Genomic DNA, 21524 nt, shown 5'->3' with positions numbered 1-21524 from the left:
GCCGACCGCGGCACACCCCTCCCCCCGACCATGATCCAGGATGGCCCCATGAGCCGACTGACCCACATCAACGCCCCCGACGGCGTCTTCCCCGCCACCGCGTACACGCACGTCGTCATGGGCACCGGACGTTTCGTCGCGATATCCGGGCAGCTCCCCCTCGACCAGGACGGGGAGTTGGTCGGAGAAGGCGACCCGGCCGCCCAGGCGCGGCAGGTCTTCGACAATCTGCGGCGCTGCCTGCTGGCCGCGGGCGGCGGCTTCGACGACATCGTGAAACTGACGTACTTCGTCACGGACATGGCGCACATGCCGGCGATCCGGGCCGCACGGGACGTCCACATGGACCCGGCGCGACTCCCGGCGTCCTCCGCCGTACAGGTCGCCGGGCTCGTCTCGCCGCAGTTCATGATGGAGATCGAGGCGTACGCCGTCCTGTGACACCCCGCCCGACCAGCCAGCCCGACCGGCTAGCCCGGCAGCCGCGCCAGAGCCGCGGACGCCGCCGCGGCGAGCCGCGGAAAGCCGCACGCCTGCGTCAGGACGGGCCGGGCCCGCGGGTCCCCCAGTGCCCCCAGGCCCTCGACGCACGCCAGCGCGATCTTCCCGTACGGATCGGCCGGGGCGAGCCTGCGCCCCAGCGTGGTGATGAGGGCGGGCGCCGACTCGGGCGCGCGCAGCTCGGTGAGCAGACGCACCGGGTACAAGGCGTAGGCGATGCGCAGCTCATTGGTGGCCAGGGCCGCTGCCGCCCTGGCCGTACGCGGGTCGCGCAGCCTGGCCAGGGCGTAAGCGGCGGCCGCGCACCGAGAGGGGTCCCGGTGATTGAGGAGCAGCACCAGGGACTCGAAGGCCCGGCGGTCACCGGCGGTACCTAGCCGGACCGCCGCCAGTTCCCGCGCCCACAATGGCTGGCCCGCGCCGACGAGCGCCTCCGCGAGTTCCTCCACATCGCCGGTCGCGACCAGCCTCTCGTAACTCTCCGAGACCCCCGCCTCGCGGCGTAAGCGTTCCGTCACCGTGCGCAACTCCACGTCCATGACGGGAGCCTATCCGCGATGCAGATCACAAACCCTGAGGACTGGCGCGCTCGTTACTCGCCGGTTAATCTCATGTGAGCGGGGCACACTCCTCGTTAAGCAGTTTCCTCCTCATGGCGGCCTGGTGACGCAGCCGTCGTGAGTGCATGTGTCTGTCGGTTCGGTACTTCGAGTACCCAGCTCCATCCAGTACGGCGCGGCTTCGGGACAGAGCCGGTCGACTCCTCACGGGCGTGCGCGCTTCGCCGCCCGGTCACGACACGCAGCAGCTCATCTTCCGTACGCCGCGCCGCCGTTGTCGCGCTCCGCGTGCGCCCCTCAGTCGTCACTCACTTCCTGGAGTCCCCGCATGGACACTCCCTTGAACACCGTCGCCGTGATAGGTCTCGGCACGATGGGCACCGGCATCGCCGAGGTCCTGGCCCGCGCCGGACGCGAGGTCATCGGCATCGACATCAGCGAGGCCGCGGGCGCCCAGGCGGTGGCCGCCATCGAGTCGTCGACCGCGCGCGCCGTGCGCCGAGAGCAGCTCACCGAGGACGAGCGGCGTGACGCGCTCGCCCGCATCCGCACCTTCACCGACCTTCAGGCCGCGGCCGACGCCGATCTGGTGATCGAGGTCGCCCCGGAGTCGTACGAGATCAAGCAGCAGCTCATCCGCGAGCTCGACGGCGTCGTGCGCCCCGAGACGATCATCGCGACCGGCACGAACGCGCTGTCCGTGACCCGTCTGGCCGCCGAGTCGGCGCGCCCAGAGCGGGTCCTCGGCCTGCACTTCTTCAACCCGGCACCGGCGATGAAGCTGGTCGAGGTGGTCTCGTCCGTGCTGACCGCGCCCGCGGCCGTCACCTCCGTCACCGACCTCGCGTACACGCTCGGCAAGGAGCCCGTCGCGGTCGGCGACCGGCCCGGGTTCGTCGCCGACGGCCTGCTCTTCGGCTATCTCAACCAGGCCGCGGCGATGTACGAGGCGAAGTACGCGTCCCGCGAGGACATCGACGCCGCGATGAAGCTGGGCTGCGGCCTGCCGATGGGCCCCCTCGCGCTGCTCGACCTGATCGGCGTCGACACCGCCCGCACCGTCCTCGACGCGATGTACTCCGAGTCGCACGACCGTCTGCACGCGCCCGCCCCGATCCTCAAGCAGCTCAGCGAGGCGGGCCTGACCGGCCGCAAGTCGGGGCGCGGGTTCTACTCGTACGAGGAGCCGGGCAGTTCGGTCGTCGTGCCTGACGCGCTGACCCCGCCGCAGGACGGTGGGCGCACCGGTGGGCGCACCATCCGCTCGGTCGGTGTCGCGGGATCCGGGACCATGGCGTCCGGCATCGCCGAGGTCTTCGCCAAGGCCGGTTACGACGTGGTGCTCGCCGCGCGCAGCGAGGAGAAGGCACAGAAGGCCAAGTCCCGTATCGGCAAGTCGCTCTCGCGCTCGGTCGACAAGGGGCGGATGACGGCGGAGACCGCGGCCAAGACCCTGGACCGGATCACTCCGGCGGGTACGTACGACGCGTTCGCCGACGTCGATCTGGCGCTCGAGGCGGTCGCCGAGGACCTGGAGGTCAAGCGGCAGCTGTTCGCGGCGTTCGACAAGGTGTGCAAGCCGGGCGCGATCCTGGCGACCACCACCTCGTCGCTGCCGGTCGTCGCCTGCGCCCGCGCCACCTCGCGCCCCGGCGACGTGATCGGCATGCACTTCTTCAACCCGGCACCGGCGATGAAGCTGGTCGAGGTGGTCCGCACGGTCCTCACGGACGACGACGTGCACGCGACGGTCCGCCAGGTCTGCGCGACCATCAAGAAGCACCCGGTGGACTGCGGCGACCGCGCGGGCTTCATCGTGAACGCGCTCCTGTTCCCCTACCTCAACAACGCGATCAAGATGGTCCAGGAGCACTACGCGACGCTCGACGACATCGACGCCGCGATGAAGCTCGGCGGCGGCTACCCCATGGGCCCCTTCGAGCTCCTGGACGTCGTCGGCCTTGATGTCTCGCTCGCCATCGAGAAGGTCCTGCACCGCGAGTTCCGCGACCCGGGCCTGGCCCCCGCTCCCCTGCTCGAACACCTGGTGGCCGCGGGCTGCCTCGGCCGCAAGACCGGCCGCGGCTTCCGCGAATATGCCCGGCGCTAGGCCGGAATCGGACGGGGGCGCGCCTGGGGCAGGGCCGCGCACGGACTGGGGCGGGCTGCTCGGGCCGTCGGGCGGCCCCGTCCCGCAGGAGCAATCGGCTGCGCACATGCAGTACGTTCGGGTCATGCCCAAGGCCGCCAAGTCCTCACGTACGCCCGCTACGCCCGACGCTCCCGAGAGCGCGGCCGGCAGCCGCGCCGCCGCCCAACGGCTCAAGATGCGCCGGGAGCTCGCGGCGGCGGCGATGGAGCTCTTCGCGTCCAAGGGGTACGAGGCGACGACGGTCGACGAGATCGCCGCGCAGGCCGGGGTCGCCCGCCGGACCTTCTTCCGGCACTTCCGCTCCAAGGAAGAGGCGATCTTCCCGGACCACGACGACACCTTGACCCGGGCCGAGTCGGTGCTCAACGCGGCACCGCCGCACGAGCACCCGCTCGACACGGTGTGCCGGGGCATCAAGGAAGTCATGAAGATGTACGCGGCGTCGCCCGCGGTGTCCGTGGAGCGCTACCGCCTGACGCGCGAGGTGCCGACACTGCGCGAGCGCGAGATCGCCTCGGTGGCCCGTTATGAGCGGCTCTTCACGCGCTATCTCCTCGGCCACTTCGACGAGCAGGCCCACCACGACGGCAACGACGACCCGCTCCTCGCGGAGGTGGCGGCGTCGGCGGTGGTGACGGCGCACAACCACGTCCTTCGGCGGTGGCTGCGTGCGGGCGGCCAGGGCGACGTGGAGACCCAACTGGACCATGCCTTCGCCATCGTCCGCAGGACGTTCGGTTCGGGCATCGGGGCGGGGCGTGACACCACCACCGCTCCGGCGGCGTCGGTGAGCACCGGGGGCGATGTGCTGGTCACCGTGGCACGGACGGACGCACCGCTCGACGAGATCATGCGGATGATCGAGAAGGCGCTGCGGGAGCGGGATTCATAGATCCAAACCTTCGAAAGGTCCCGTTTTCGGCCCTTTCATCCTTGACATCAGAGGGGGCGCTACCAACCGGTAGCGCCCCCTCTGTCATGCCGTCACACCCTCTGACCTGCGCTGATCGATCATCGGTCAAAAATTGATGGCACTCAGTGTCTTGCTCACTGGCACGCGGTGTCATACGTTGATGTTGTCCGGGCGGCCGGCGTGCAGAGAACTTCCGTACGCCGGCTGTCCCCGCAAGCCACGGCTCGTGTGCCCGGACGCCTGCGTCACAGGCAACCTCCCGCGCCACACCAAGCGCTGCCGAGCCACACCCTTCGCCGAACCGACGGCACACCCTCCACCACCTGCACCAGCAGCACCCGACGTAACCCTCAAGAGCGTGCTCCCCTCAAAGGGGGCACGAACTTCGCCGGAGGCATCACCGTGAAGGAAATCCTGGACGCGATCCAGTCGCCGGAATCCACACCCGCCGACTTCGCCGCTCTTCCCCTCCCCGACTCGTACCGCGCGATCACCGTGCACAAGGACGAGGCGGAGATGTTCGCCGGGCTCGAGACCCGCGACAAGGACCCCCGCAAGTCGCTGCACCTGGACGACGTGCCGGTCCCCGAACTCGGTCCTGGCGAAGCCCTGGTGGCCGTCATGGCCTCCTCGGTGAACTACAACTCCGTGTGGACCTCGATCTTCGAGCCGGTCTCCACCTTCAGCTTCCTGGAGCGCTACGGCCGCCTGAGCGAGCTCACCAAGCGCCACGACCTGCCGTACCACGTCATCGGCTCCGACCTCGCGGGCGTCGTGCTGCGCACGGGACCCGGCGTGAACGCCTGGCACCCGGGCGACGAAGTCGTCGCGCACTGTCTGAGCGTCGAGCTGGAGTCCTCGGACGGCCACAACGACACGATGCTCGACCCGGAGCAGCGCATCTGGGGCTTCGAGACGAACTTCGGCGGCCTCGCCGAGATCGCCCTGGTCAAGTCCAACCAGCTCATGCCCAAGCCGGACCACCTGAGCTGGGAGGAGGCCGCATCGCCCGGCCTGGTGAACTCCACCGCGTACCGCCAGCTGGTGTCGCGCAACGGCGCCGGGATGAAGCAGGGCGACAACGTCCTGATCTGGGGCGCCAGCGGCGGCCTCGGCTCGTACGCCACCCAGTTCGCCCTGGCCGGCGGAGCCAACCCCATCTGTGTCGTCTCCAACGAGCAGAAGGCGGACATCTGCCGCGCGATGGGCGCCGACGCGATCATCGACCGCAACGCCGAGGGCTACAAGTTCTGGAAGGACGAGCACACCCAGGACCCCAAGGAGTGGAAGCGCTTCGGCAAGCGCATCCGCGAGCTGACCGGCGGCGAGGACGTGGACATCGTCTTCGAGCACCCGGGCCGCGAGACCTTCGGCGCCTCGGTGTACGTCACGCGCAAGGGCGGCACGATCGTCACCTGCGCGTCGACATCGGGCTACACCCACGAGTACGACAACCGCTACCTGTGGATGTCCCTGAAGAAGATCGTGGGCTCGCACTTCGCCAACTACCGCGAGGCGTGGGAGGCCAACCGGCTCATCGCCAAGGGCAAGATCCACCCCACCCTGTCCCGCGTCTACTCCCTCGAAGACACCGGCCAGGCCGCCTACGACGTGCACCGCAACCTCCACCAGGGCAAGGTCGGCGTCCTCGCGCTCGCGCCGCGCGAAGGTCTCGGCGTGCGCGACCCGGAGACGCGGGCCAAGCACGTCGACGCGATCAACCGCTTCCGTAACGTCTGAGGGTCGAGGGGTTCGCACATGACAGAGCGTCAGAAGGACCGGCCGTGGCTCATGCGGACGTACGCCGGTCACTCCACGGCCGAGGCGTCCAACGAGCTGTACCGGCGCAACCTCGCCAAGGGTCAGACGGGCCTCTCGGTCGCGTTCGACCTGCCCACGCAGACCGGCTACGACCCGGACCACATCCTCGCCCGCGGCGAGGTCGGCCGGGTCGGCGTCCCCGTCTCGCACGTCGGCGACATGCGGCGCCTGTTCCAGGACATCCCCCTGGAGCAGATGAACACCTCGATGACGATCAACGCCACGGCCATGTGGCTCCTGGCGCTCTATCAGGTGGTCGCGGAGGAGCAGGGCGTGGACATCACGCAGCTCCAGGGGACGACGCAGAACGACATCGTCAAGGAGTACCTCTCGCGCGGGACGCACGTCTTCCCGCCGGTGCCCTCCCTCCGCCTCACCACCGACATGATCACGTACACGGTGGCGAACATCCCCAAGTGGAACCCGATCAACATCTGCAGCTATCACCTGCAGGAGGCCGGGGCCACTCCGGTGCAGGAGATCGCGTACGCGATGTCCACCGCCGTCGCCGTCCTCGACGCCGTGCGCGACTCCGGGCAGGTGCCCCAGGAGAAGTTCGGTGACGTCGTCGCCCGTATCTCCTTCTTCGTGAACGCGGGTGTCCGCTTCGTCGAGGAGATGTGCAAGATGCGGGCGTTCGGCCGCATCTGGGACCGGATCACGCGCGAGCGGTACGGCATCACCGACCCGAAGCAGCGCCGGTTCCGCTACGGCGTGCAGGTCAACTCCCTCGGTCTGACGGAGGCGCAGCCCGAGAACAACGTCCAGCGCATCGTCCTTGAGATGCTGGCCGTCACGCTCTCCAAGGACGCACGCGCGCGTGCCGTGCAGCTTCCCGCCTGGAACGAGGCGCTCGGCCTGCCCAGGCCGTGGGACCAGCAGTGGTCGCTGCGCATCCAGCAGGTGCTCGCCCTGGAGAGCGATCTCCTGGAGTACGAGGACATCTTCGAGGGCTCGCACGTCATCGAGGCCAAGGTGGACTCCCTCGTCGAGGAGTCGCTCGCGGAGATCGACCGCATCGAGCAGATGGGCGGCGCGATGGCCGCCGTCGAGTCCGGCTACCTGAAGTCGCAGCTGGTCTCCTCGCACGCCGAGCGCAGGGCGCGCATCGAGTCGGGCGAGGAGAAGATCGTCGGCGTCAACGCCTACGAGTCGACCGAGCCGAACCCGCTCACCGCCGACCTGGACACCGCGATCATGACGGTCGACCCGGCGGTCGAGAACCGCGTCGTGACCGCCCTGGGGCGCTGGCGCGACACCCGCTACCAGCCGCCGTTCAACCACCCGCGCCCCTGCAAGGCCCTGGAGAAGCTGAAGGAGGTCGCCGCGGGCACGGGCAACCTCATGGAAGCCACTCTGGAGTGCGCACGCGCCGGTGTGACGACCGGAGAGTGGTCCGGGGCCCTGCGGGAGGTCTTCGGGGAGTTCCGGGCGCCCACGGGCGTCTCCAGCGCCCCGGTGGCCGTCACCGCGGAGGCGGGCACCCCACTCGCCCTCGTCCGCGACAAGGTCGCCAAGACCGCCGCCGACCTCGGCACCGGCAAGCTCCGCTTCCTGGTCGGCAAGCCGGGCCTGGACGGGCACTCCAACGGGGCCGAGCAGATCGCGGTGCGCGCCCGTGACGCCGGTTTCGAGGTGGTCTACCAGGGCATCAGGCTCACGCCCGAGGAGATCGTCGCCGCCGCGCTCGCCGAGGACGTGCACGCGGTGGGCCTGTCGATCCTCTCCGGCTCGCACGCGCAGCTCGTGCCGGACGTGCTCGTGCGCCTGCGCGAGGCGGGTGCGCCCGACATCCCCGTCATCGCGGGCGGCATCATCCCCAACAGCGACGCCGAGGACCTGAAGGCGGCCGGCGTGGCCGCCGTTTTCACGCCCAAGGACTTCGGCATCACCGAGATCATCGGCCGTATCGTCGACGAGATCCGGAAAGCGAACAAGCTCGACCCTCTGGAGGTCCCCGCATGACCGCGCCCATCAACCGCCTGCGACCCCGTCGCTCCTGTCTCGCGGTACCGGGTTCGAACCCGCGCTTCCTGGAGAAGGCCCAGGGCCTCCCCGCCGACCAGGTCTTCCTCGACCTGGAGGACGCCTGCGCGCCGCTCGCCAAGCCGGAGGCACGGCACACCATCGTCAAGTTCCTCAACGAGGGCGACTGGACGGGCAAGACGCGGGTGGTGCGTGTCAACGACTGGACGACCGAGTGGACGTACCGCGACGTCGTCACGGTCGTCGAGGGCGCGGGCCAGAACCTCGACTGCATCATGCTGCCGAAGGTGCAGAGCGCGGACCAGGTCGTCGCGCTCGACTTCCTGCTCACCCAGATCGAGAAGACGATGGGCTTCGAGGTCGGCAAGATCGGCATCGAGGCGCAGATCGAGAACGCGCAGGGCCTGAACAACGTCAACGCGATCGCGCAGGCTTCCCCGCGCGTCGAGACGATCATCTTCGGCCCGGCCGACTTCATGGCGTCCATCAACATGAAGTCCCTGGTCGTCGGCGAGCAGCCGCCCGGCTACCCGGCGGACGCCTACCACTTCATCCTGATGAAGATCCTGATGGCGGCGCGCGCCAACAACCTCCAGGCGATCGACGGTCCCTACCTCCAGATCAAGAACGTCGACGGCTACCGCGAGGTCGCGAACCGCGCCGCCGCGCTCGGCTTCGACGGCAAGTGGGTCCTGCACCCCGGCCAGGTCGAGGCCGCCAACGAGGTCTTCTCGCCCTCCCAGGAGGACTACGACCACGCCGAGCTGATCCTGGACGCGTACGACTACTGCACCTCCGAGGCGGGCGGCAAGAAGGGCTCCGCGATGCTCGGCGACGAGATGATCGACGAGGCGAGCCGCAAGATGGCCCTCGTCATCTCGGGCAAGGGGCGCGCCGCGGGCATGACCCGCACCTCCAAGTTCGAGATCCCGGAGGCCTGACATGCAGTTCGGCCGCACCTACGAAGAGTTCACCGTCGGGGACGTCTACAAGCACTGGCCCGGAAAGACGGTCACCGAGTACGACGACCACCTCTTCTGCCTCCTGACGATGAACCACCATCCCCTCCACATGGACAGCAACTATGCGGAGAAGACGACGGACTTCGGGAAGAACGTCGTCGTGGGCAACTACATCTACTCGCTGCTCCTGGGCATGTCCGTGCCGGATGTCTCGGGCAAGGCGATCGCCAACCTGGAGGTGGAGTCGCTCAAGCACGTGGCGCCGACCTTCCACGGCGACACGATCTACGGCGAGACCACGGTCCTGGACAAGACTCCGTCGAAGTCCAAGTCGGACCGCGGGATCGTCTACGTGGAGACCAAGGGCTACAAGCAGGACTCCACGCTGGTCTGCGTGTTCCGCCGCAAGGTGATGGTCCCCACCGAGACGTACATCAAGGAGCGCGGCGGCGAGCAGCCCGGCCGCCCGGAGCTCCTGGACACTCCCAAGAAGACGCAGGAGAAGTAGCCATGAGCCGACTCGCCCAGACCGCGGGACTGACGGACGTCCAGCGAGAGATCCTGTCCACCGTCCGGGAGTTCGTCGACAAGGAGATCATTCCGGTCGCGACGGAGCTCGAACACCGTGACGAGTACCCCCAGCAGATCGTCGACGGACTCAAGGAGTTGGGCCTCTTCGGGCTCATGATCCCGGAGGAGTACGGCGGTCTGGGCGAGTCGCTGCTCACGTACGCGCTGTGCGTCGAGGAGATAGCGCGTGGCTGGATGTCGGTCTCCGGCATCATCAACACCCACTTCATCGTCGCCTACATGCTCAAGCAGCACGGGACGCAGGAGCAGAAGGACACCTTCCTGCCGCGCATGGCGGCCGGCGAGGTGCGCGGCGCGTTCTCCATGTCGGAGCCCGCGCTCGGCTCCGACGTGTCGGCGATCACGTCCAAGGGCGTCAAGGACGGCGACGAGTACGTCCTCAACGGTCAGAAGATGTGGCTCACCAACGGCGGCACGTCCACGCTGGTGGCCGTTCTCTGCCGGAGTGACGAAGGACACCCCGAGGGCACGGCGCGCCACAAGTCGATGACGACCTTCCTCGTGGAGAAGGAGCCCGGTTTCGGAGAGGTCCGCCCCGGCCTCACCATCCCCGGCAAGATCGACAAGATGGGTTACAAGGGCGTCGACACGACCGAACTCATCATGGACGGGCTACGAATTCCGGCCAATCGCGTGCTCGGCGGGGAAACCGGACGCGGTTTTTACCAAATGATGGACGGCGTCGAGGTCGGTCGTGTAAATGTCGCGGCGCGTGGCTGCGGAGTCGCTCAGCGTGCATTTGAGCTCGGTGTCTCATATGCCCAGCAACGTCACACTTTCGGCAAGGCCATCGCCCAGCATCAGGCGATCCAGTTCAAGCTCGCCGAGATGGCTACCAAGGTCGAGGCGGCCCATGCGATGATGGTGAATGCCGCACGCAAAAAGGACTCCGGGGAACGAAACGACCTGGAAGCGGGGATGGCGAAGTACCTGGCGTCCGAATACTGCAAAGAAGTCGTAGAGGACGCGTTCCGAATTCATGGCGGTTACGGCTTCTCGAAGGAGTACGAGATCGAGCGCCTGTACCGTGAAGCTCCGATGTTGTTGATCGGTGAAGGTACCGCCGAGATCCAGAAGATGATCATTGGGCGCCGACTGCTCGAAGAGTATCGACTCCAGGGCTAAATGCCCGATTTGGGGTGATTTAACCGAGAAGAAGGTCACACCCTGTCAACACTCTTCGGCCGTCGACTCCGCTTCCTGGCTTGCCCAGTTGTGGCTCGCAACCGATACCATCCGGAAAAAGCCGCCGTCCCCCGTTAGTGCGCGGCATCATCCGCTACGAAGGTCATCCATGCCCCACAGCCAAACCTCTGCACCACGCGACAGCCTCGCTGGCGTACGCCTTGCGCGCGGAGCATCGCCGTGGCTCCTGCCGACTGTCGCCACCGCGGCACTCAGCCTCGTCCGTGCGCGCCGTTCCAAGGGCGCCGCGGCCGTGGCCGTGCCTGCCACCGCTCTGGCGGCAGGCATGCTGTGGTTCTTCCGCGACCCCGAGCGCGACATCGCCCAGGGCCGGGTCATCTCGCCGGCCGACGGTGTGGTGCAGAGCATCATGCCGTGGAAGGACGGGCGCACGCGCGTCGCGATCTTCATGAGCCCGCTGAACGTCCACGTCAACCGCGCGCCCCTGGCGGGCACGGTGACGTCCGTGGAGCACATCCCCGGCGGGTTCGTCCCGGCGTTCAACAAGGAGAGCGAGAACAACGAGCGCGTTGTCTGGCACTTCGACACCGAGCTCGGTGACATCGAGATGATCCAGATCGCGGGCGCGGTGGCGCGACGCATCGTTCCTTACGTGCCGCAGGGCACGAAGGTGGAGCAAGGCGAACGGATCGGCCTGATCCGCTTCGGCTCTCGTGTGGACATCTACCTCCCCGAGGGTGTCGACGTGGATGTCGAGGTCGGTCAGAAGACCGTGGCTGGGGTGACTCGCATTGACCGTGGTTGATCCTGAGACACAAGCGGGCTGGGTGCCCGAGGCGGCCGAGGACGAGGCCGATGAGGAGATGCCTCTCTCACTCCGCCTCTCGATAGCGGACACCCTCACGCTCGGTAACGCCACGTGCGGGTTCATGGCGGTGTACTTCACCACCACCGGCATCCTCATCCCGCACCTGCAAGGCAGCAACGAAAGCGGCATGGCGCGGCACTCCGCCGCGACCGCCGTGATCCTGATGCTCTGCGCGGCCGTCTTCGACCTCTTCGACGGACTCGTGGCGCGCAAGCTGCGGTCCTCGCCGATGGGCGCGGAGCTCGACAACCTGTCGGACCTGATCAGCTTCGGTCTGGCGCCCGCGTACTTCGTGCTCGTGTACGGCATGGTCGCCGACGACGCACACCAGAGAGTCGCCGCGGTGGGGGCGATCGTGGTGCTTCTGGCGGTGGTGCTGAGGCTTGCGCGGTTCAGTTGCGTGACCGTGAAGGACGGCACCTTCCAGGGCATGCCCTCGCCCTTCGGTGCGCTCACGGTCGTCTCGATCGTTCTCCTTGAGCTGCCCTTCGTGGCGACGCTCCTCGCGATCATCGGTACGGCGTGGCTCATGGTGAGCCGGGTCGAGTACCCCAAGCCGAGGGGTCCGCTCGCGGTGGCGATGCTCGCGTGGATCGTCGCGGCGATGGGTCTGCTCGCGGCCTGGGCCTTCGAGGCTCCGGGCGGGCAGCTGCTGCTGCAGACGGGCTGCGCGCTGCAGCTGGTGCTCGGCGCGGTGATCCCGCTGTTCGCCACGGCCCGACGGGTGAACAACTTCCGGGGCAACCGACGCGAGGCGCGGGCGGCACAGCTGCCGTAGCGGCGCTTGAACGGTCCAAAGGGGGCCTGAACCGAATGGTTCAGGCCCCCTTTGCGTGCCGTTTATCGCCCTTCGGGCTCGTCCTCAATCTCCCCAAGCTCTGAAGGAGCAGGGGGACCCCCCACGGGCTGAAATATCAGCCCCCCGCCGTGTACCCCTCAGCCGCCTCGGCCGCGCCCGGCTCCCTGACCACCTTCATGCCGCCCGTCACGCCCTTGTCGGGGCGCAGGATCACGCTCTCCTTCGACGAGGGCGCCTTGGGGTCGGTGAAGTCCTGGGAGACGCCGAAGCCCGTGTCGTAGGAGTCGATGGTCAGGAGCGCCTTGTCGACGCCCTGACGGGTGAGGTCCTTGTTCTCGCACGCCTTCTTCAGGGCCTCGCCGAAGACGGACGCCGCAGTCCATCCTGCCGTCACGCCGTTGTCCAGGGAGTCCTTGGGATACGCCTTCTTGTAGTCGGCGACCAGCTTCTTCGCGGCGGGGGTGTCCGCGCCGATCGGGAGGGTCGGCGAGGCCACGTAGTAGTTCTTCGCGAGGGCGGGTCCCGCCTGCGTGCCCAGGAGCTGGGGCGCGAACGCCGAGTTGTTGCCGATGACCGGGACGTCGAACTTGCCCGCCGCCGCGACACCCACGAGCGAGGCCGCCTGCCGCGGGCCCGCACTGATCACCACGGCCTTCACCCCGGCCTTCTTGAGGGCCGCGACCTGCGCCGTCATGTCGTTGTCGGTCGCCTTGATCTTCTGTTCCACGACGGTGAGGCCCGACTTCTTCGCCATGTACTGCGAGCCCTTCAGCGCGTTCTCGCCGTAGTCGCCCTCGAAGTAGACATGGCCGAGCTTGTCGCCCTTCTTGAGGCCCTTCTCCTTCATCAGGAAGTCGATCGCGTTGATCGTCTCCAGGTCGTACGTCGAGCCGACGACCCGGACGTACGAGCTGCCGAGCAGGTTCGCCGACCAGGCCTGCGGCAGTACGAGCCCCTTGTTGGACTCGACCCGCTGCTCGACCGCGGCGACGAACGGGGAGCCGATGAACTGGGCGAAGCCAAGGACCTCGGGCTCCAGCTCCGTGTACGCGGCGATCGCCTTCTGGGGGTCGTAGCCGTGGTCGCGGACGGTCAGCTTCAGCTTTCGGCCGCAGATGCCGCCGTCGGCGTTGGTCTGCTTGACGTACAGCTGCTGTGCCTGGGTGACGCTCTTGCCGAGGGTCGCGTAGACACCGGTCATGTCGGTGAGCACGCCGAGTGTGATCGTGTCGGCGGAGACGCCGACGCCGGTCTTGACCCCGCCCGCGCCCTCCTTGTCGCCCTTGTCGTCGTTCGCCTTGGAGCTGCAGCCCGCCACCGCGAGCAGTGCCGCGAGCGCCGTAGCCGTCGCGGTGGTCCTTCTCGTGGTCCTTCTCAATGTGCGTGAACTCATTGTTCCTCCCCTGGAGTTGGGCCGGACGCCGGCCTGGAGCGCCGGGCGGCGATGCTGGCCAGGCCGCCGGGCAGGAACAGCACCACCGCCACGACGGCGGCGCCGTACAGATACCGGGATGCCTCACCCGGTGTGATCCCGCCGGTCCCGGGGGCCGAGACCAGGGGCAGCGCGTCGCTGTACCGGGTCAGGAGCTGCGGCAGCAGGGAGACGACGGCCGCACCGGCCACCGCACCCGCCACCGAGCCGAGGCCGCCGATGACGATCATGGCGAGGTATTCGAGGGACAGTGTGATGCCGAAGTAGTCCGGCACGGTGCGTTGGAAGACGAGGGCAAGGAGGACCCCGGCCAGGCCCGCGTACATCGACGACAGGACGAAGACGCCCGCACGGTAGCGGGCCACGGGCACCCCGATGACGCCTGCGGCGACGCGGTGGTCGCGGATGGCGTTCATCGCACGCCCCGGCCGCCCGCGCAGCACGCCACGGGCGAAGAGCCCGCAGCCGACGAGCAGGACGAGCCCCGCGTACCAGAGCTTCTCCGACGCCCCGAACGGCACGGCTGCGACGAGGAGTTCACTGTCGTCGAAGGTGATACCGAAGACGCTCAGGGGCGGTACGTCGCGTCCGTTGGAGCCGCCGGTCAGGTCATGGGCGTTGAAGAGCACGTGCTGCCCGATGAAGATGAGGGCGAGCGTCGCGATGCCGAGATACGCGCCCTGCAGGCGTCCCGCGATGGGGCTGAAGAGCCCGCCCGCGATCCCCGCGACGCCGACGGCCAGGGCGGCGGCGATCCAGGTGGGAAGCCCGAGCCCGGTCAGGCCTCCCTCACCCTCCCCTGCGAAGACGCAGTATCCGTACGCGCCGATCGCGAGGAAGAAGGCGTGCCCCATGGAGAGCTGCCCCGTCGCGCCGGTGAGGAGGTTGAGGCCGATCGCGCCGATCGCGGCCGCCATGGCGAACAGGCCCGCCTGGAGCCAGAACCGGTCGAGGTAGAAGGGCAGGGCGAGCAGGAGCACGGCGCCCGCGATCCATACGTACATCCGCGGGCGCGTCAGCATCGTACGGTTTCGGGAACGCAACTCCCGTCCACGGGCCAGGACTTCAGACACGGGTGAGCTCCTTCGTGCCGAAGAGTCCGGCGGGCCGGACGAGGAGGATGACGGTCATCACGAGGTAGGGCGCGAGGTCACCCAACCCGCGTCCCAGGAACGTGAGTTCACTCTGATAGCCGGTGGCGAGGGACTCGGTGACCCCGACCACGAGTCCCCCGACGAGCGCGCCCGTGGTGGAGTCGAGGCCGCCGAGGATGGCTGCGGGGAACGCCTTCAGTGCGGCCAGGGAGGTGGCCCGTTCGAGCCCCGGGGTCGGGAAGACCGTGAGGAAGAGGGCGGCCACGGCGGCGAGTCCCCCCGCGACCGCCCAGGCGCCGAGGGAGACCCGGCCCAGGCGCACACCCATCAGGGCCGCGGTCTCCGGGCTCTCCGCGGCGGCCCGCATCGCCACGCCCCAGGAGGTGTAGCGGAAGGCGAGCAGGAAGACGGAGATGAGGAGCGCGGCGGCGACGAACGCGGCGATCCGCGTGTGCGCGATGGAGACAGAGCCGACGGTGAGTACCGAGTCGCCCCACGGGTCGCCCAGGGCGAGCACATCGGTGCCGAGGCGGCGGGTAAGTTCGGTGGTGAGCAGGATGTCGACGCCGATGGTGACGATGGCCAGGACGCTGTGGTCGGAGCCCCGGTAGCGCCGCATGACAAGGAACTCGATGGCGGCACCGACGACCGCGGCTCCCGCGATGCCGACGAGCAGCGCCGCCCAGAAGCCGATGTCGTCGTGCAGGGACGCGGTCATGTAGCCGCCCGCCAGGAGCAGCGAGGCGTGCGCGAAGTTCACGACTTCGGTGGCCCGGAAGATGACGACGAAACCGAGGGCGATGAGGGCGTAGACGGAGCCCATCGAGAGACCGTTGAGCAGCAGCTCGACGAAGGTGTTCATGAGGTGGCCTCCTCTCCCAGGTAGGCCCGCACGACCGCCGGGTCGTTCTGTACGGCCGCCGGTGCGCCGTCCGCTATGCGCCGGCCGAAGTCCAGTACGGTCACCGCGTCCGCGAGCCGCATCACCACCCCCATGTCGTGTTCCACCAGGACGATCGAGATTCCGAGGCTGTCGCGCACACCCGCGATGACGGCCGCCGTGCGTCGACGCTCGTCCGCGGTCATGCCCGCGACGGGTTCGTCGAGCAGGAGCAGCCGGGGCTCCATGCACAGGGCACGGGCCAGCTCGGCGAGCTTCTGCTGCCCGTACGGCAAGGAGCCCGCCGGGGTGTTGAGTTGATGCTCGATGCCGACGAACTCCGCTATCTCACGCACCCGTTCGCGGTGCAGGCGCTCCTCGCGCGCGGCCGACGGGAGGCGGAGCCCCGCGGCGACGAATCCCGTGCGGGTCAGCCGGTGGCGTCCGAGCATCAGGCTGTCGGCGACCGTCGCGCGCGGCGGCAGGGCGAGGTTCTGGAAGATGCGCGCGACGCCGAGGTCGGCGATGCGGTGCGGAGGCATCGTCGTCAGCTCGTGCTCGCCGAGGCGGACGCTGCCGCCGGTGGCGCGGTACACGCCGGACAGGACGTTGAAGCAGGTGGACTTGCCCGCGCCGTTGGGTCCGATGACGGCATGCACGGTGCCGGGCCTGACGGTGAAGCTGACGGCGTCGAGCGCGGTGAGGCCCGCGAAACGGACGGTCAAGTCCCGTACTTCCAGGGCGGGTACGGCCGTTGCTTCCGGAGCGGGTACGGCCGCGTCCTGCGCTCCTTGGTCCTCGCTCATCGTCATCGTCGGCCCGCCCAGCGCCGCAGCACCGGCAGCGCGTCGACGCCGCGCGAGGCATCGGCGGCGGCGGTCTCGTCGACCACGCCGAGGTAGCGGCGGCGCACCTCGTCGGAGGCGGACAGCTCGTCCGCCGCTCCGGCGAGAGCCACTTCGCCCACGTCGAGGACGTACGCCCGTGAGGCGAGGCGCAGCGCGAGTGCGGCGTTCTGTTCGACGAGGAGGACCGCGGTGCCCTGGGTGTTGATCTCCTGGATGGTGTCGGCGATGCGTGCCGCCATCAACGGGGCGAGCCCCAGCGAGGGTTCGTCGAGGAGCAGCAGCTTCGGCGAGGCCATCAACGCCCTGGCCACCGCGAGCATCTGCTGCTCGCCGCCCGAGAGGAGCCCGGCCCGCTGGCCCGCGCGCTCGGCGAGCACGGGGAACAGTTCATGGACGCGGTCCAGGGCCCGGGCCTTCGCGCCCCGGCTTCCCGCGGAGCCGAGCGCGCCCGCCCGCAGGTTGTCGGCGACACTCATCCGTGCGAACACCCTTCTGCCTTCCGGTACTTGGGAGACCCCGGCGGCGACCACGCGGTCCGCGTGCAGTCCGTCGATGCGCCGCCCGCCGAAGTGGATGGAGCCGGTGGTGAGCGCCCCCCGGTGAAAGCCGAGGGTGCGTGAAATGGCGCGCAGGAGCGTCGACTTGCCCGCGCCGTTGCCGCCGAGCACGGCGACGACGGCGCCGTCCGGCACTTCGAGCGACACCTGGCGCAGTGCGCGAACCGGCCCGTATCCGACCGACGCGTCCTGTACGACCAGTCCGGAACCACCCACCTGGACCCCCCTCGTCCTCCGCTTGCCCTGCTCATGACGCTCGGCCGCTCGTGCCCCACGGCCCTGCACGTGGCGCTCACCCCAACACCGCCGCGCCCGCCCCGTCCACGGCCTGTGTCCGAATCGCTGCGGGTGACCAGCGGGACCGGCCGCCTGTTGTGCACGGGCACAACACCGCGTGTCAGGGGCCTGCCAGGGCGGTCGAGCGATGGCATCCTCCGCAGCACGGAGTCACGGCGGACGGCGGCGATGGGGGTTCCATGAGCGGACGCAGACCTCGGACGGGCCAGGACTGGAAGGTGCTCGAGGAGGCGTGCGTGGCACTGCTCCCCCGCGTCCCCGAGCTGGTGGACGAACATCTGCGGCAGCTCTTCGAGCACTCGCCGGTGTACGCGCGAGTCCTCCCGCACGACCAGCAGTGGCGGGAGGCGGAAGAAGCGATGCGGATCGGCATCGAGACCATCTCGGCGCCGCGCGCGTCACCGCGTCGCGATCTGGAGTACGCGGAGGAGGCCGGTCGGCGCCGGGCGCAGCAGGGCCTGCCGCTCGACCTGGTGGTGCACTCGTACCGCAACGCGGGCTATCTGGTCTGGGACTCGCTGCTCGAAGGCACCGAGGGGCAGGCGCCGGAGAAGCTGGCGGTCCTGATGCGGTCGGCGACGATGGTGTGGTCGGCGGTCGACGCGCAGGCCCAGTCCGCGTCCGACGCGTACCGGGCGACGGAGATGGAGCTGCGGCGGCGCACCGACGAGCAGCTGCAGGCGCTGCTCGACGCGCTCCTCGAGGGCCAGTCAGGACCCGGGCTCGCCGCGCAGGTGGCCGCGGGGCTCGATCTTCCGGAGCGCGGCCCGTACGCGGTGGTGGTGCTGCGCGCCGAGCGGCGGGACGGACGAGCCGCGTTCCACCGGCAGATCCAGCGGGCCGGGTTCCGCTTCGTCTGGCGGATGCGGACGGACCGGGAGGTGGGGGTGGTGGCGCTCGGGGCGGAGGAGGGCCTGGCCGAGCTGGCCGCCGCGCTTGACGGGCGGTGCCCCGGCCCCGGCGGCATCAGCCCTGTGGTGGCGGGACTCTCCGAACTGGGCCACGCGCGGCGTCTGGCCGAACTGGCCCTGCGTACGTGTCCCCCGGACGCGACCGGGATCGTACGGCTCGACCAGCGGATGCCGACAGCCCTGGTGGTGAGCCAGCCGGAGCTGGCGGGGCGCCTTGTGTCGGACGTCTTCGGTGAGGTCCTTGCCCTTGAGCCGGGGGATCGGGCGGTGCTGCTTGAGACGCTGGACGCGTGGCTGCTGTGCGAGGGGTCCGCGGGGCGGGCCGCGGGGCGGCTCTACTGCCACCGCAACACGGTGTTCAACCTCCTGCGGCGGTTGGAACAGCTGACCTCACGGTCCCTTGCTCGGCCCCGGGACCTGATGGAGATGACGTTGGCCCTCGATGCGTATCGGCTGGCGCCGGGCTAGAGCGTTCAGCACCGGCTTCGCCTGGTTCGTCCGCAAACACACGCCGGAGGGACTGAACTTTCAGCCCCTCCGGCGTGTGAGGAGCGGGGTCTGGGGCGGAGCCCCAGTCTCGGGAAGGGGCGGGAAAGGGCGGGATGGGGGCAAGCCCCGCACGGACCGCCCTCCCACCGCCCTCCCCGGGATCAGCCCAGGAAATCCCGGGCGATGCCCTCCGCCACCGTCTCCAGGATGGGCCCCGCCTCAGCAATGCACCGGGCGACATCCGGCTCCACGTCAGTGAGTGCGTACGCGCGCCGGATGCCCGCCTTGCCCAGGGCCTCCGCCGGAAGCGCCAGGCGTCCGCAGACCGCGACGACCTCGACGCCCGCCTCACGCGCCGCCGCCGCAACCCCCGCGGGAGCCTTGCCGTGGAGAGTCTGCTCGTCGAGCGAGCCCTCCCCCGTGATCACGAGGGACGCCCGCGCGAGCGCCGGTGCGAAGCCGAGGACGTCCAGCATGACCTCGATCCCGGGGCGGAAACTCGCGCCGAGGCCTACGAGAGCGCCGTAGCCGATGCCACCTGCCGCTCCGGCTCCCGGGGACTCGGCGTACTCCAGGGCGGAGGAGCCCACCGACTCGGAGAGCACCTGCGCGAAGTGGGCGAGGGCCGCGTCGAGCTCGGCGACGTCCTGCGGGGTCGCCCCCTTCTGCGGCCCGTACACCGCCGGGGCGCCCTTCGGCCCTGTCAGCGGATTGTCCACGTCGCTGGCCAGGACCAGGTCGACCGAGGCGAACCGCTCGTCGAGCCCGGACAGGTCCGCCGTGGCCAGCGAGGCGAGCGGGCCGCCTCCCGGCGCCACCGGCGCCCCTTCCGCGTCCAGGAACACCGCACCGAGCGCGGCCAGCATCCCGGCCCCGCCGTCCGTCGTCGCACTGCCCCCGACGCCGAAGACGATCGTGCGCGCGCCCGCGTCGAGCGCGGCGCGCAGCAGTTCCCCGGAGCCGTACGTCGTGGACGTGAGCGGGGCGAAGACGCCCTCGGGCAGCAGCTGGAGGCCCGACGCCTCCGCCATCTCCACCACGGCGGTTCCGTCCCGCAGCGCGTACGCGGCGGTGACCTCGTCACCGAGCGGTCCCGTGACCCGCACCTCACGGCGTTCGAACCCGGCCGCGACCGCCGCGGCGACCGTGCCGTCACCACCGTCGGCCACCGGCAGGGCCTCGACCTCCACCTGCGGGGCGACGCGGCGGAGCCCGGCCGTCACCCGCTCCGCGACCTGCACGGCCGTGAGCGATCCCTTGAACTTGTCCGCGGCGATGAGCACATGCCCCGCCGTCCCAGCAGCGTCCGCCACCTTGCATCCCCTTGCTTTCCGGGCCTTGCTCGCGTCAAGGCAGTCGCGCCGCTGCGACCATAACCGCAGGAAGGGGCGCCTGCCCATGGGCGCCCGCATTTCGGAGCCTCGGATCTCCCCCTTAAATCGCCCTAAAGGGATAGATAAGGGTGCACTGAGATCTCAGAAATGATCGATCAAGGGTCGGTTCAGTTCGAGTCGCCCGCCCCTCGCGAGTCGTATGGTCCGATCGAAATCCAGACAAACGTCTCATGATCCGCGCCGAACCGGTCGCGTTGACCGCGCAAGGCGCACCGAATTCGGTAGACCGGACGCATGACCCCAGTGCATATGGAACTCGCCGACCGCGTTCTCGGCGGCTGGATCGGGCGGATCGCGGGCAACATGCTCGGCAAACCCATCGAGCGGGGCGACTACTGGACGCGTGAGCGCATCGAGCGCTATCTGCGGCAGGCCGACGCGCTGCCGCTCACCGACTATCTGCCCGAACCACCCTCCTGGGTGGAGGAGTTCCAGCTGCGGCCCGAGTGGAAGCAGTGTGTGCGCGGCGGGGTGCACGGCAGTTGCCGTGACGACGACGTCGACTACGCGATCCTCGGACTGCATCTCCTGGAGACGCACGGGTTCGCGTTCAGCACCGAACAGGTCGGCGAGCTGTGGCTGCTCCGCCTTCCCTATCTGCAGACGTTCACCGCGGAGCGCGCCGCGTACCGGAATCTGGCGAACGGTCTCAAGCCGCCTCTCACCGCAACGTACGAGAACTCCTGCCAGGAGTGGATAGGCGCCCTCATCCGCGCCGACATCTTCGGCTGGACGAACCCCGGCGCCCCGCGCCGCGCCGCCTCCCTCGCCCGCCGCGACGCCGTGCTCTCGCACACCGGCAACGGCGTGTACGGGTCGATGTGGGCGGCGGCGCTCGTCGCGGCCGCGTTCACGGTGGCCACGCCGCGCGGCGCGCTCGAGGCGGCGTTCGGGGTGATCCCGTCGAGCTGTCGGCTCGCGCGTACGGTGCGCCGGGTCGTCACGCTGCACGAGGCCGGGCTCAGCTGGGAGGAGACGCTCGCCACCACCGAGGAGGAGACCTCCGGGCTCGGCTGGATCCACTCGGTGCCGAACTCGGCCGTCCTGACCGCCGGGCTCCTCTACGGTGACGGCGACTTCACCCGCACCATCACCCTGACGGTGCGCGGCGGCCTCGACACCGACTCGAACGGCGCGACCGCCGGGTCCGTCGCGGGGGTCCTCTGCGGGGCCAAGGCGATCCCCGCGCAGTGGCGGGATCCTCTCGAAGACCGGGTGCGCAGTGCGGTGTTCGGTTTCGACGGCGCAAGGATCAGTGAACTCGCGGCAAGAACAGTCGAGTTGGCAGAGGCCTAGCACGGGCTTCCCCTGTCCCCCGCGCCT

The 21524-nt window shown here is 69.4% G+C and carries 19 protein-coding genes; 12 read left to right on the top strand and 7 right to left on the bottom strand.

Going from position 1 to position 21524, the window contains the following annotated elements:
• Positions 1-48: 48 nt before the first annotated feature.
• Positions 49-441: a RidA family protein gene (locus tag ACZ5CR_RS16500; protein ID WP_468857907.1), complete on the top strand. Its 393-nt coding sequence runs from the start codon at positions 49-51 to the stop codon at positions 439-441.
• Positions 442-470: 29 nt separating this feature from the next.
• On the opposite strand, the gene ACZ5CR_RS16495 is transcribed toward ACZ5CR_RS16500, so the two are convergent.
• Positions 471-1040: an adenylosuccinate lyase gene (locus ACZ5CR_RS16495; RefSeq protein ID WP_468857905.1), complete on the bottom strand. Its 570-nt coding sequence runs from the start codon at positions 1038-1040 to the stop codon at positions 471-473.
• A gap of 349 nt (positions 1041-1389) precedes the next feature.
• On the opposite strand from ACZ5CR_RS16495, the gene ACZ5CR_RS16490 reads away from it, so the two are divergent.
• The 9 genes from ACZ5CR_RS16490 to pssA all read left to right on the top strand — a co-directional run bounded on the left by ACZ5CR_RS16490 (position 1390) and on the right by pssA (position 12278).
• Complete coding sequence (locus tag ACZ5CR_RS16490; protein WP_468857903.1) at positions 1390-3171, top strand: 3-hydroxyacyl-CoA dehydrogenase family protein; 1782 nt, start codon at positions 1390-1392, stop codon at positions 3169-3171.
• A 124-nt stretch (positions 3172-3295) separates the two neighbouring features.
• Entirely contained in the window at positions 3296-4105 is an 810-nt protein-coding gene (locus ACZ5CR_RS16485; RefSeq protein ID WP_468857902.1) for a TetR family transcriptional regulator, read from the top strand.
• A gap of 423 nt (positions 4106-4528) precedes the next feature.
• Positions 4529-5866: a crotonyl-CoA carboxylase/reductase gene (gene ccrA / locus ACZ5CR_RS16480; RefSeq protein ID WP_468857900.1), complete on the top strand. Its 1338-nt coding sequence runs from the start codon at positions 4529-4531 to the stop codon at positions 5864-5866.
• An 18-nt stretch (positions 5867-5884) separates the two neighbouring features.
• Entirely contained in the window at positions 5885-7912 is a 2028-nt protein-coding gene (locus ACZ5CR_RS16475; RefSeq protein ID WP_468857899.1) for a protein meaA, read from the top strand.
• Positions 7909-8874: an HpcH/HpaI aldolase/citrate lyase family protein gene (locus tag ACZ5CR_RS16470; RefSeq protein WP_468857897.1), complete on the top strand. Its 966-nt coding sequence runs from the start codon at positions 7909-7911 to the stop codon at positions 8872-8874. The genes ACZ5CR_RS16475 and ACZ5CR_RS16470 overlap by 4 nt, the downstream gene beginning before the upstream one ends.
• Before the next feature lies 1 nt (position 8875).
• Positions 8876-9403 carry a MaoC family dehydratase gene (locus ACZ5CR_RS16465; RefSeq protein WP_468857895.1) on the top strand — a complete coding sequence of 176 codons (528 nt, stop codon included), beginning with the start codon at positions 8876-8878 and terminating at the stop codon, positions 9401-9403.
• Positions 9404-9405: 2 nt separating this feature from the next.
• Positions 9406-10611, top strand: a complete 1206-nt coding sequence (locus ACZ5CR_RS16460; RefSeq protein ID WP_468857894.1) for an acyl-CoA dehydrogenase family protein — start codon at positions 9406-9408, stop codon at positions 10609-10611.
• 169 nt (positions 10612-10780) lie between these two features.
• Positions 10781-11437, top strand: coding sequence for a phosphatidylserine decarboxylase (locus tag ACZ5CR_RS16455; protein WP_160508247.1), 657 nt, complete (start codon positions 10781-10783; stop codon positions 11435-11437).
• A complete protein-coding gene (gene pssA, locus ACZ5CR_RS16450) occupies positions 11424-12278 on the top strand; it encodes a CDP-diacylglycerol--serine O-phosphatidyltransferase (RefSeq protein WP_190080876.1) in 855 nt (284 codons plus the stop codon). The genes ACZ5CR_RS16455 and pssA overlap by 14 nt, the downstream gene beginning before the upstream one ends.
• Positions 12279-12414: 136 nt before the next feature.
• Here pssA and ACZ5CR_RS16445 read toward each other — a convergent pair whose 3' ends face one another.
• Genes ACZ5CR_RS16445 through ACZ5CR_RS16425 form a run of 5 tightly spaced genes read right to left on the bottom strand, consistent with a single transcriptional unit; the run spans position 12415 to position 17326 of the window.
• Positions 12415-13692, bottom strand: a complete 1278-nt coding sequence (locus ACZ5CR_RS16445) for an ABC transporter substrate-binding protein (RefSeq protein ID WP_468857892.1) — start codon at positions 13690-13692, stop codon at positions 12415-12417.
• Entirely contained in the window at positions 13689-14753 is a 1065-nt protein-coding gene (locus tag ACZ5CR_RS16440; RefSeq protein ID WP_468858226.1) for a branched-chain amino acid ABC transporter permease, read from the bottom strand. The genes ACZ5CR_RS16445 and ACZ5CR_RS16440 overlap by 4 nt, the downstream gene beginning before the upstream one ends.
• Positions 14754-14796: 43 nt before the next feature.
• Complete coding sequence (locus tag ACZ5CR_RS16435) at positions 14797-15687, bottom strand: branched-chain amino acid ABC transporter permease (protein ID WP_468857891.1); 891 nt, start codon at positions 15685-15687, stop codon at positions 14797-14799.
• Entirely contained in the window at positions 15684-16511 is an 828-nt protein-coding gene (locus tag ACZ5CR_RS16430) for an ABC transporter ATP-binding protein (protein WP_468857889.1), read from the bottom strand. Before ACZ5CR_RS16430 ends, ACZ5CR_RS16435 begins: the two co-directional genes overlap by 4 nt.
• A 2-nt stretch (positions 16512-16513) precedes the next feature.
• The gene (locus ACZ5CR_RS16425; protein WP_468857888.1) at positions 16514-17326 is read right to left on the bottom strand and encodes an ABC transporter ATP-binding protein; all 813 of its coding nucleotides are present in this window, start codon (positions 17324-17326) and stop codon (positions 16514-16516) included.
• A 260-nt stretch (positions 17327-17586) separates the two neighbouring features.
• Between ACZ5CR_RS16425 and ACZ5CR_RS16420 the strand changes: the two genes are divergently transcribed.
• Positions 17587-18786 (top strand): PucR family transcriptional regulator, encoded by a 1200-nt coding sequence (locus ACZ5CR_RS16420; RefSeq protein WP_468857886.1) that lies wholly within the window; start codon positions 17587-17589, stop codon positions 18784-18786.
• A gap of 182 nt (positions 18787-18968) precedes the next feature.
• Here ACZ5CR_RS16420 and ACZ5CR_RS16415 read toward each other — a convergent pair whose 3' ends face one another.
• Positions 18969-20120, bottom strand: coding sequence for a glycerate kinase (locus ACZ5CR_RS16415; RefSeq protein WP_468857884.1), 1152 nt, complete (start codon positions 20118-20120; stop codon positions 18969-18971).
• A 315-nt stretch (positions 20121-20435) separates the two neighbouring features.
• Here ACZ5CR_RS16415 and ACZ5CR_RS16410 point away from each other — a divergent pair, with 315 nt between their 5' ends.
• Positions 20436-21497: an ADP-ribosylglycohydrolase family protein gene (locus ACZ5CR_RS16410; RefSeq protein ID WP_468857882.1), complete on the top strand. Its 1062-nt coding sequence runs from the start codon at positions 20436-20438 to the stop codon at positions 21495-21497.
• The last annotated feature ends 27 nt before the right edge of the window (positions 21498-21524 follow it).

It is taken from the genome of Streptomyces sp. NPDC031274 (assembly GCF_055570235.1).
The sequence above is the reverse complement of the archived record's forward strand: the minus strand, read 5'-3'. Positions and strand labels throughout refer to the sequence as shown.

Excerpts from the sequence above, each read along its gene's own strand:
- ACZ5CR_RS16500 (WP_468857907.1), top strand. The coding sequence starts at position 49 with ATGAGCCGACTGACCCACATCAACGCCCCCGACGGCGTCTTCCCCGCC.
- ACZ5CR_RS16495 (WP_468857905.1), bottom strand. The coding sequence starts at position 1,040 with ATGGACGTGGAGTTGCGCACGGTGACGGAACGCTTACGCCGCGAGGCG.
- ACZ5CR_RS16490 (WP_468857903.1), top strand. The coding sequence starts at position 1,390 with ATGGACACTCCCTTGAACACCGTCGCCGTGATAGGTCTCGGCACGATG.
- ACZ5CR_RS16485 (WP_468857902.1), top strand. The coding sequence starts at position 3,296 with ATGCCCAAGGCCGCCAAGTCCTCACGTACGCCCGCTACGCCCGACGCT.
- ACZ5CR_RS16475 (WP_468857899.1), top strand. The coding sequence starts at position 5,885 with ATGACAGAGCGTCAGAAGGACCGGCCGTGGCTCATGCGGACGTACGCC.
- ACZ5CR_RS16470 (WP_468857897.1), top strand. The coding sequence starts at position 7,909 with ATGACCGCGCCCATCAACCGCCTGCGACCCCGTCGCTCCTGTCTCGCG.
- ACZ5CR_RS16465 (WP_468857895.1), top strand. The coding sequence starts at position 8,876 with ATGCAGTTCGGCCGCACCTACGAAGAGTTCACCGTCGGGGACGTCTAC.
- ACZ5CR_RS16460 (WP_468857894.1), top strand. The coding sequence starts at position 9,406 with ATGAGCCGACTCGCCCAGACCGCGGGACTGACGGACGTCCAGCGAGAG.
- ACZ5CR_RS16455 (WP_160508247.1), top strand. The coding sequence starts at position 10,781 with ATGCCCCACAGCCAAACCTCTGCACCACGCGACAGCCTCGCTGGCGTA.
- ACZ5CR_RS16445 (WP_468857892.1), bottom strand. The coding sequence starts at position 13,692 with ATGAGTTCACGCACATTGAGAAGGACCACGAGAAGGACCACCGCGACG.
- ACZ5CR_RS16440 (WP_468858226.1), bottom strand. The coding sequence starts at position 14,753 with ATGCTGACGCGCCCGCGGATGTACGTATGGATCGCGGGCGCCGTGCTC.
- ACZ5CR_RS16435 (WP_468857891.1), bottom strand. The coding sequence starts at position 15,687 with ATGAACACCTTCGTCGAGCTGCTGCTCAACGGTCTCTCGATGGGCTCC.
- ACZ5CR_RS16430 (WP_468857889.1), bottom strand. The coding sequence starts at position 16,511 with ATGAGCGAGGACCAAGGAGCGCAGGACGCGGCCGTACCCGCTCCGGAA.
- ACZ5CR_RS16420 (WP_468857886.1), top strand. The coding sequence starts at position 17,587 with ATGAGCGGACGCAGACCTCGGACGGGCCAGGACTGGAAGGTGCTCGAG.
- ACZ5CR_RS16410 (WP_468857882.1), top strand. The coding sequence starts at position 20,436 with ATGACCCCAGTGCATATGGAACTCGCCGACCGCGTTCTCGGCGGCTGG.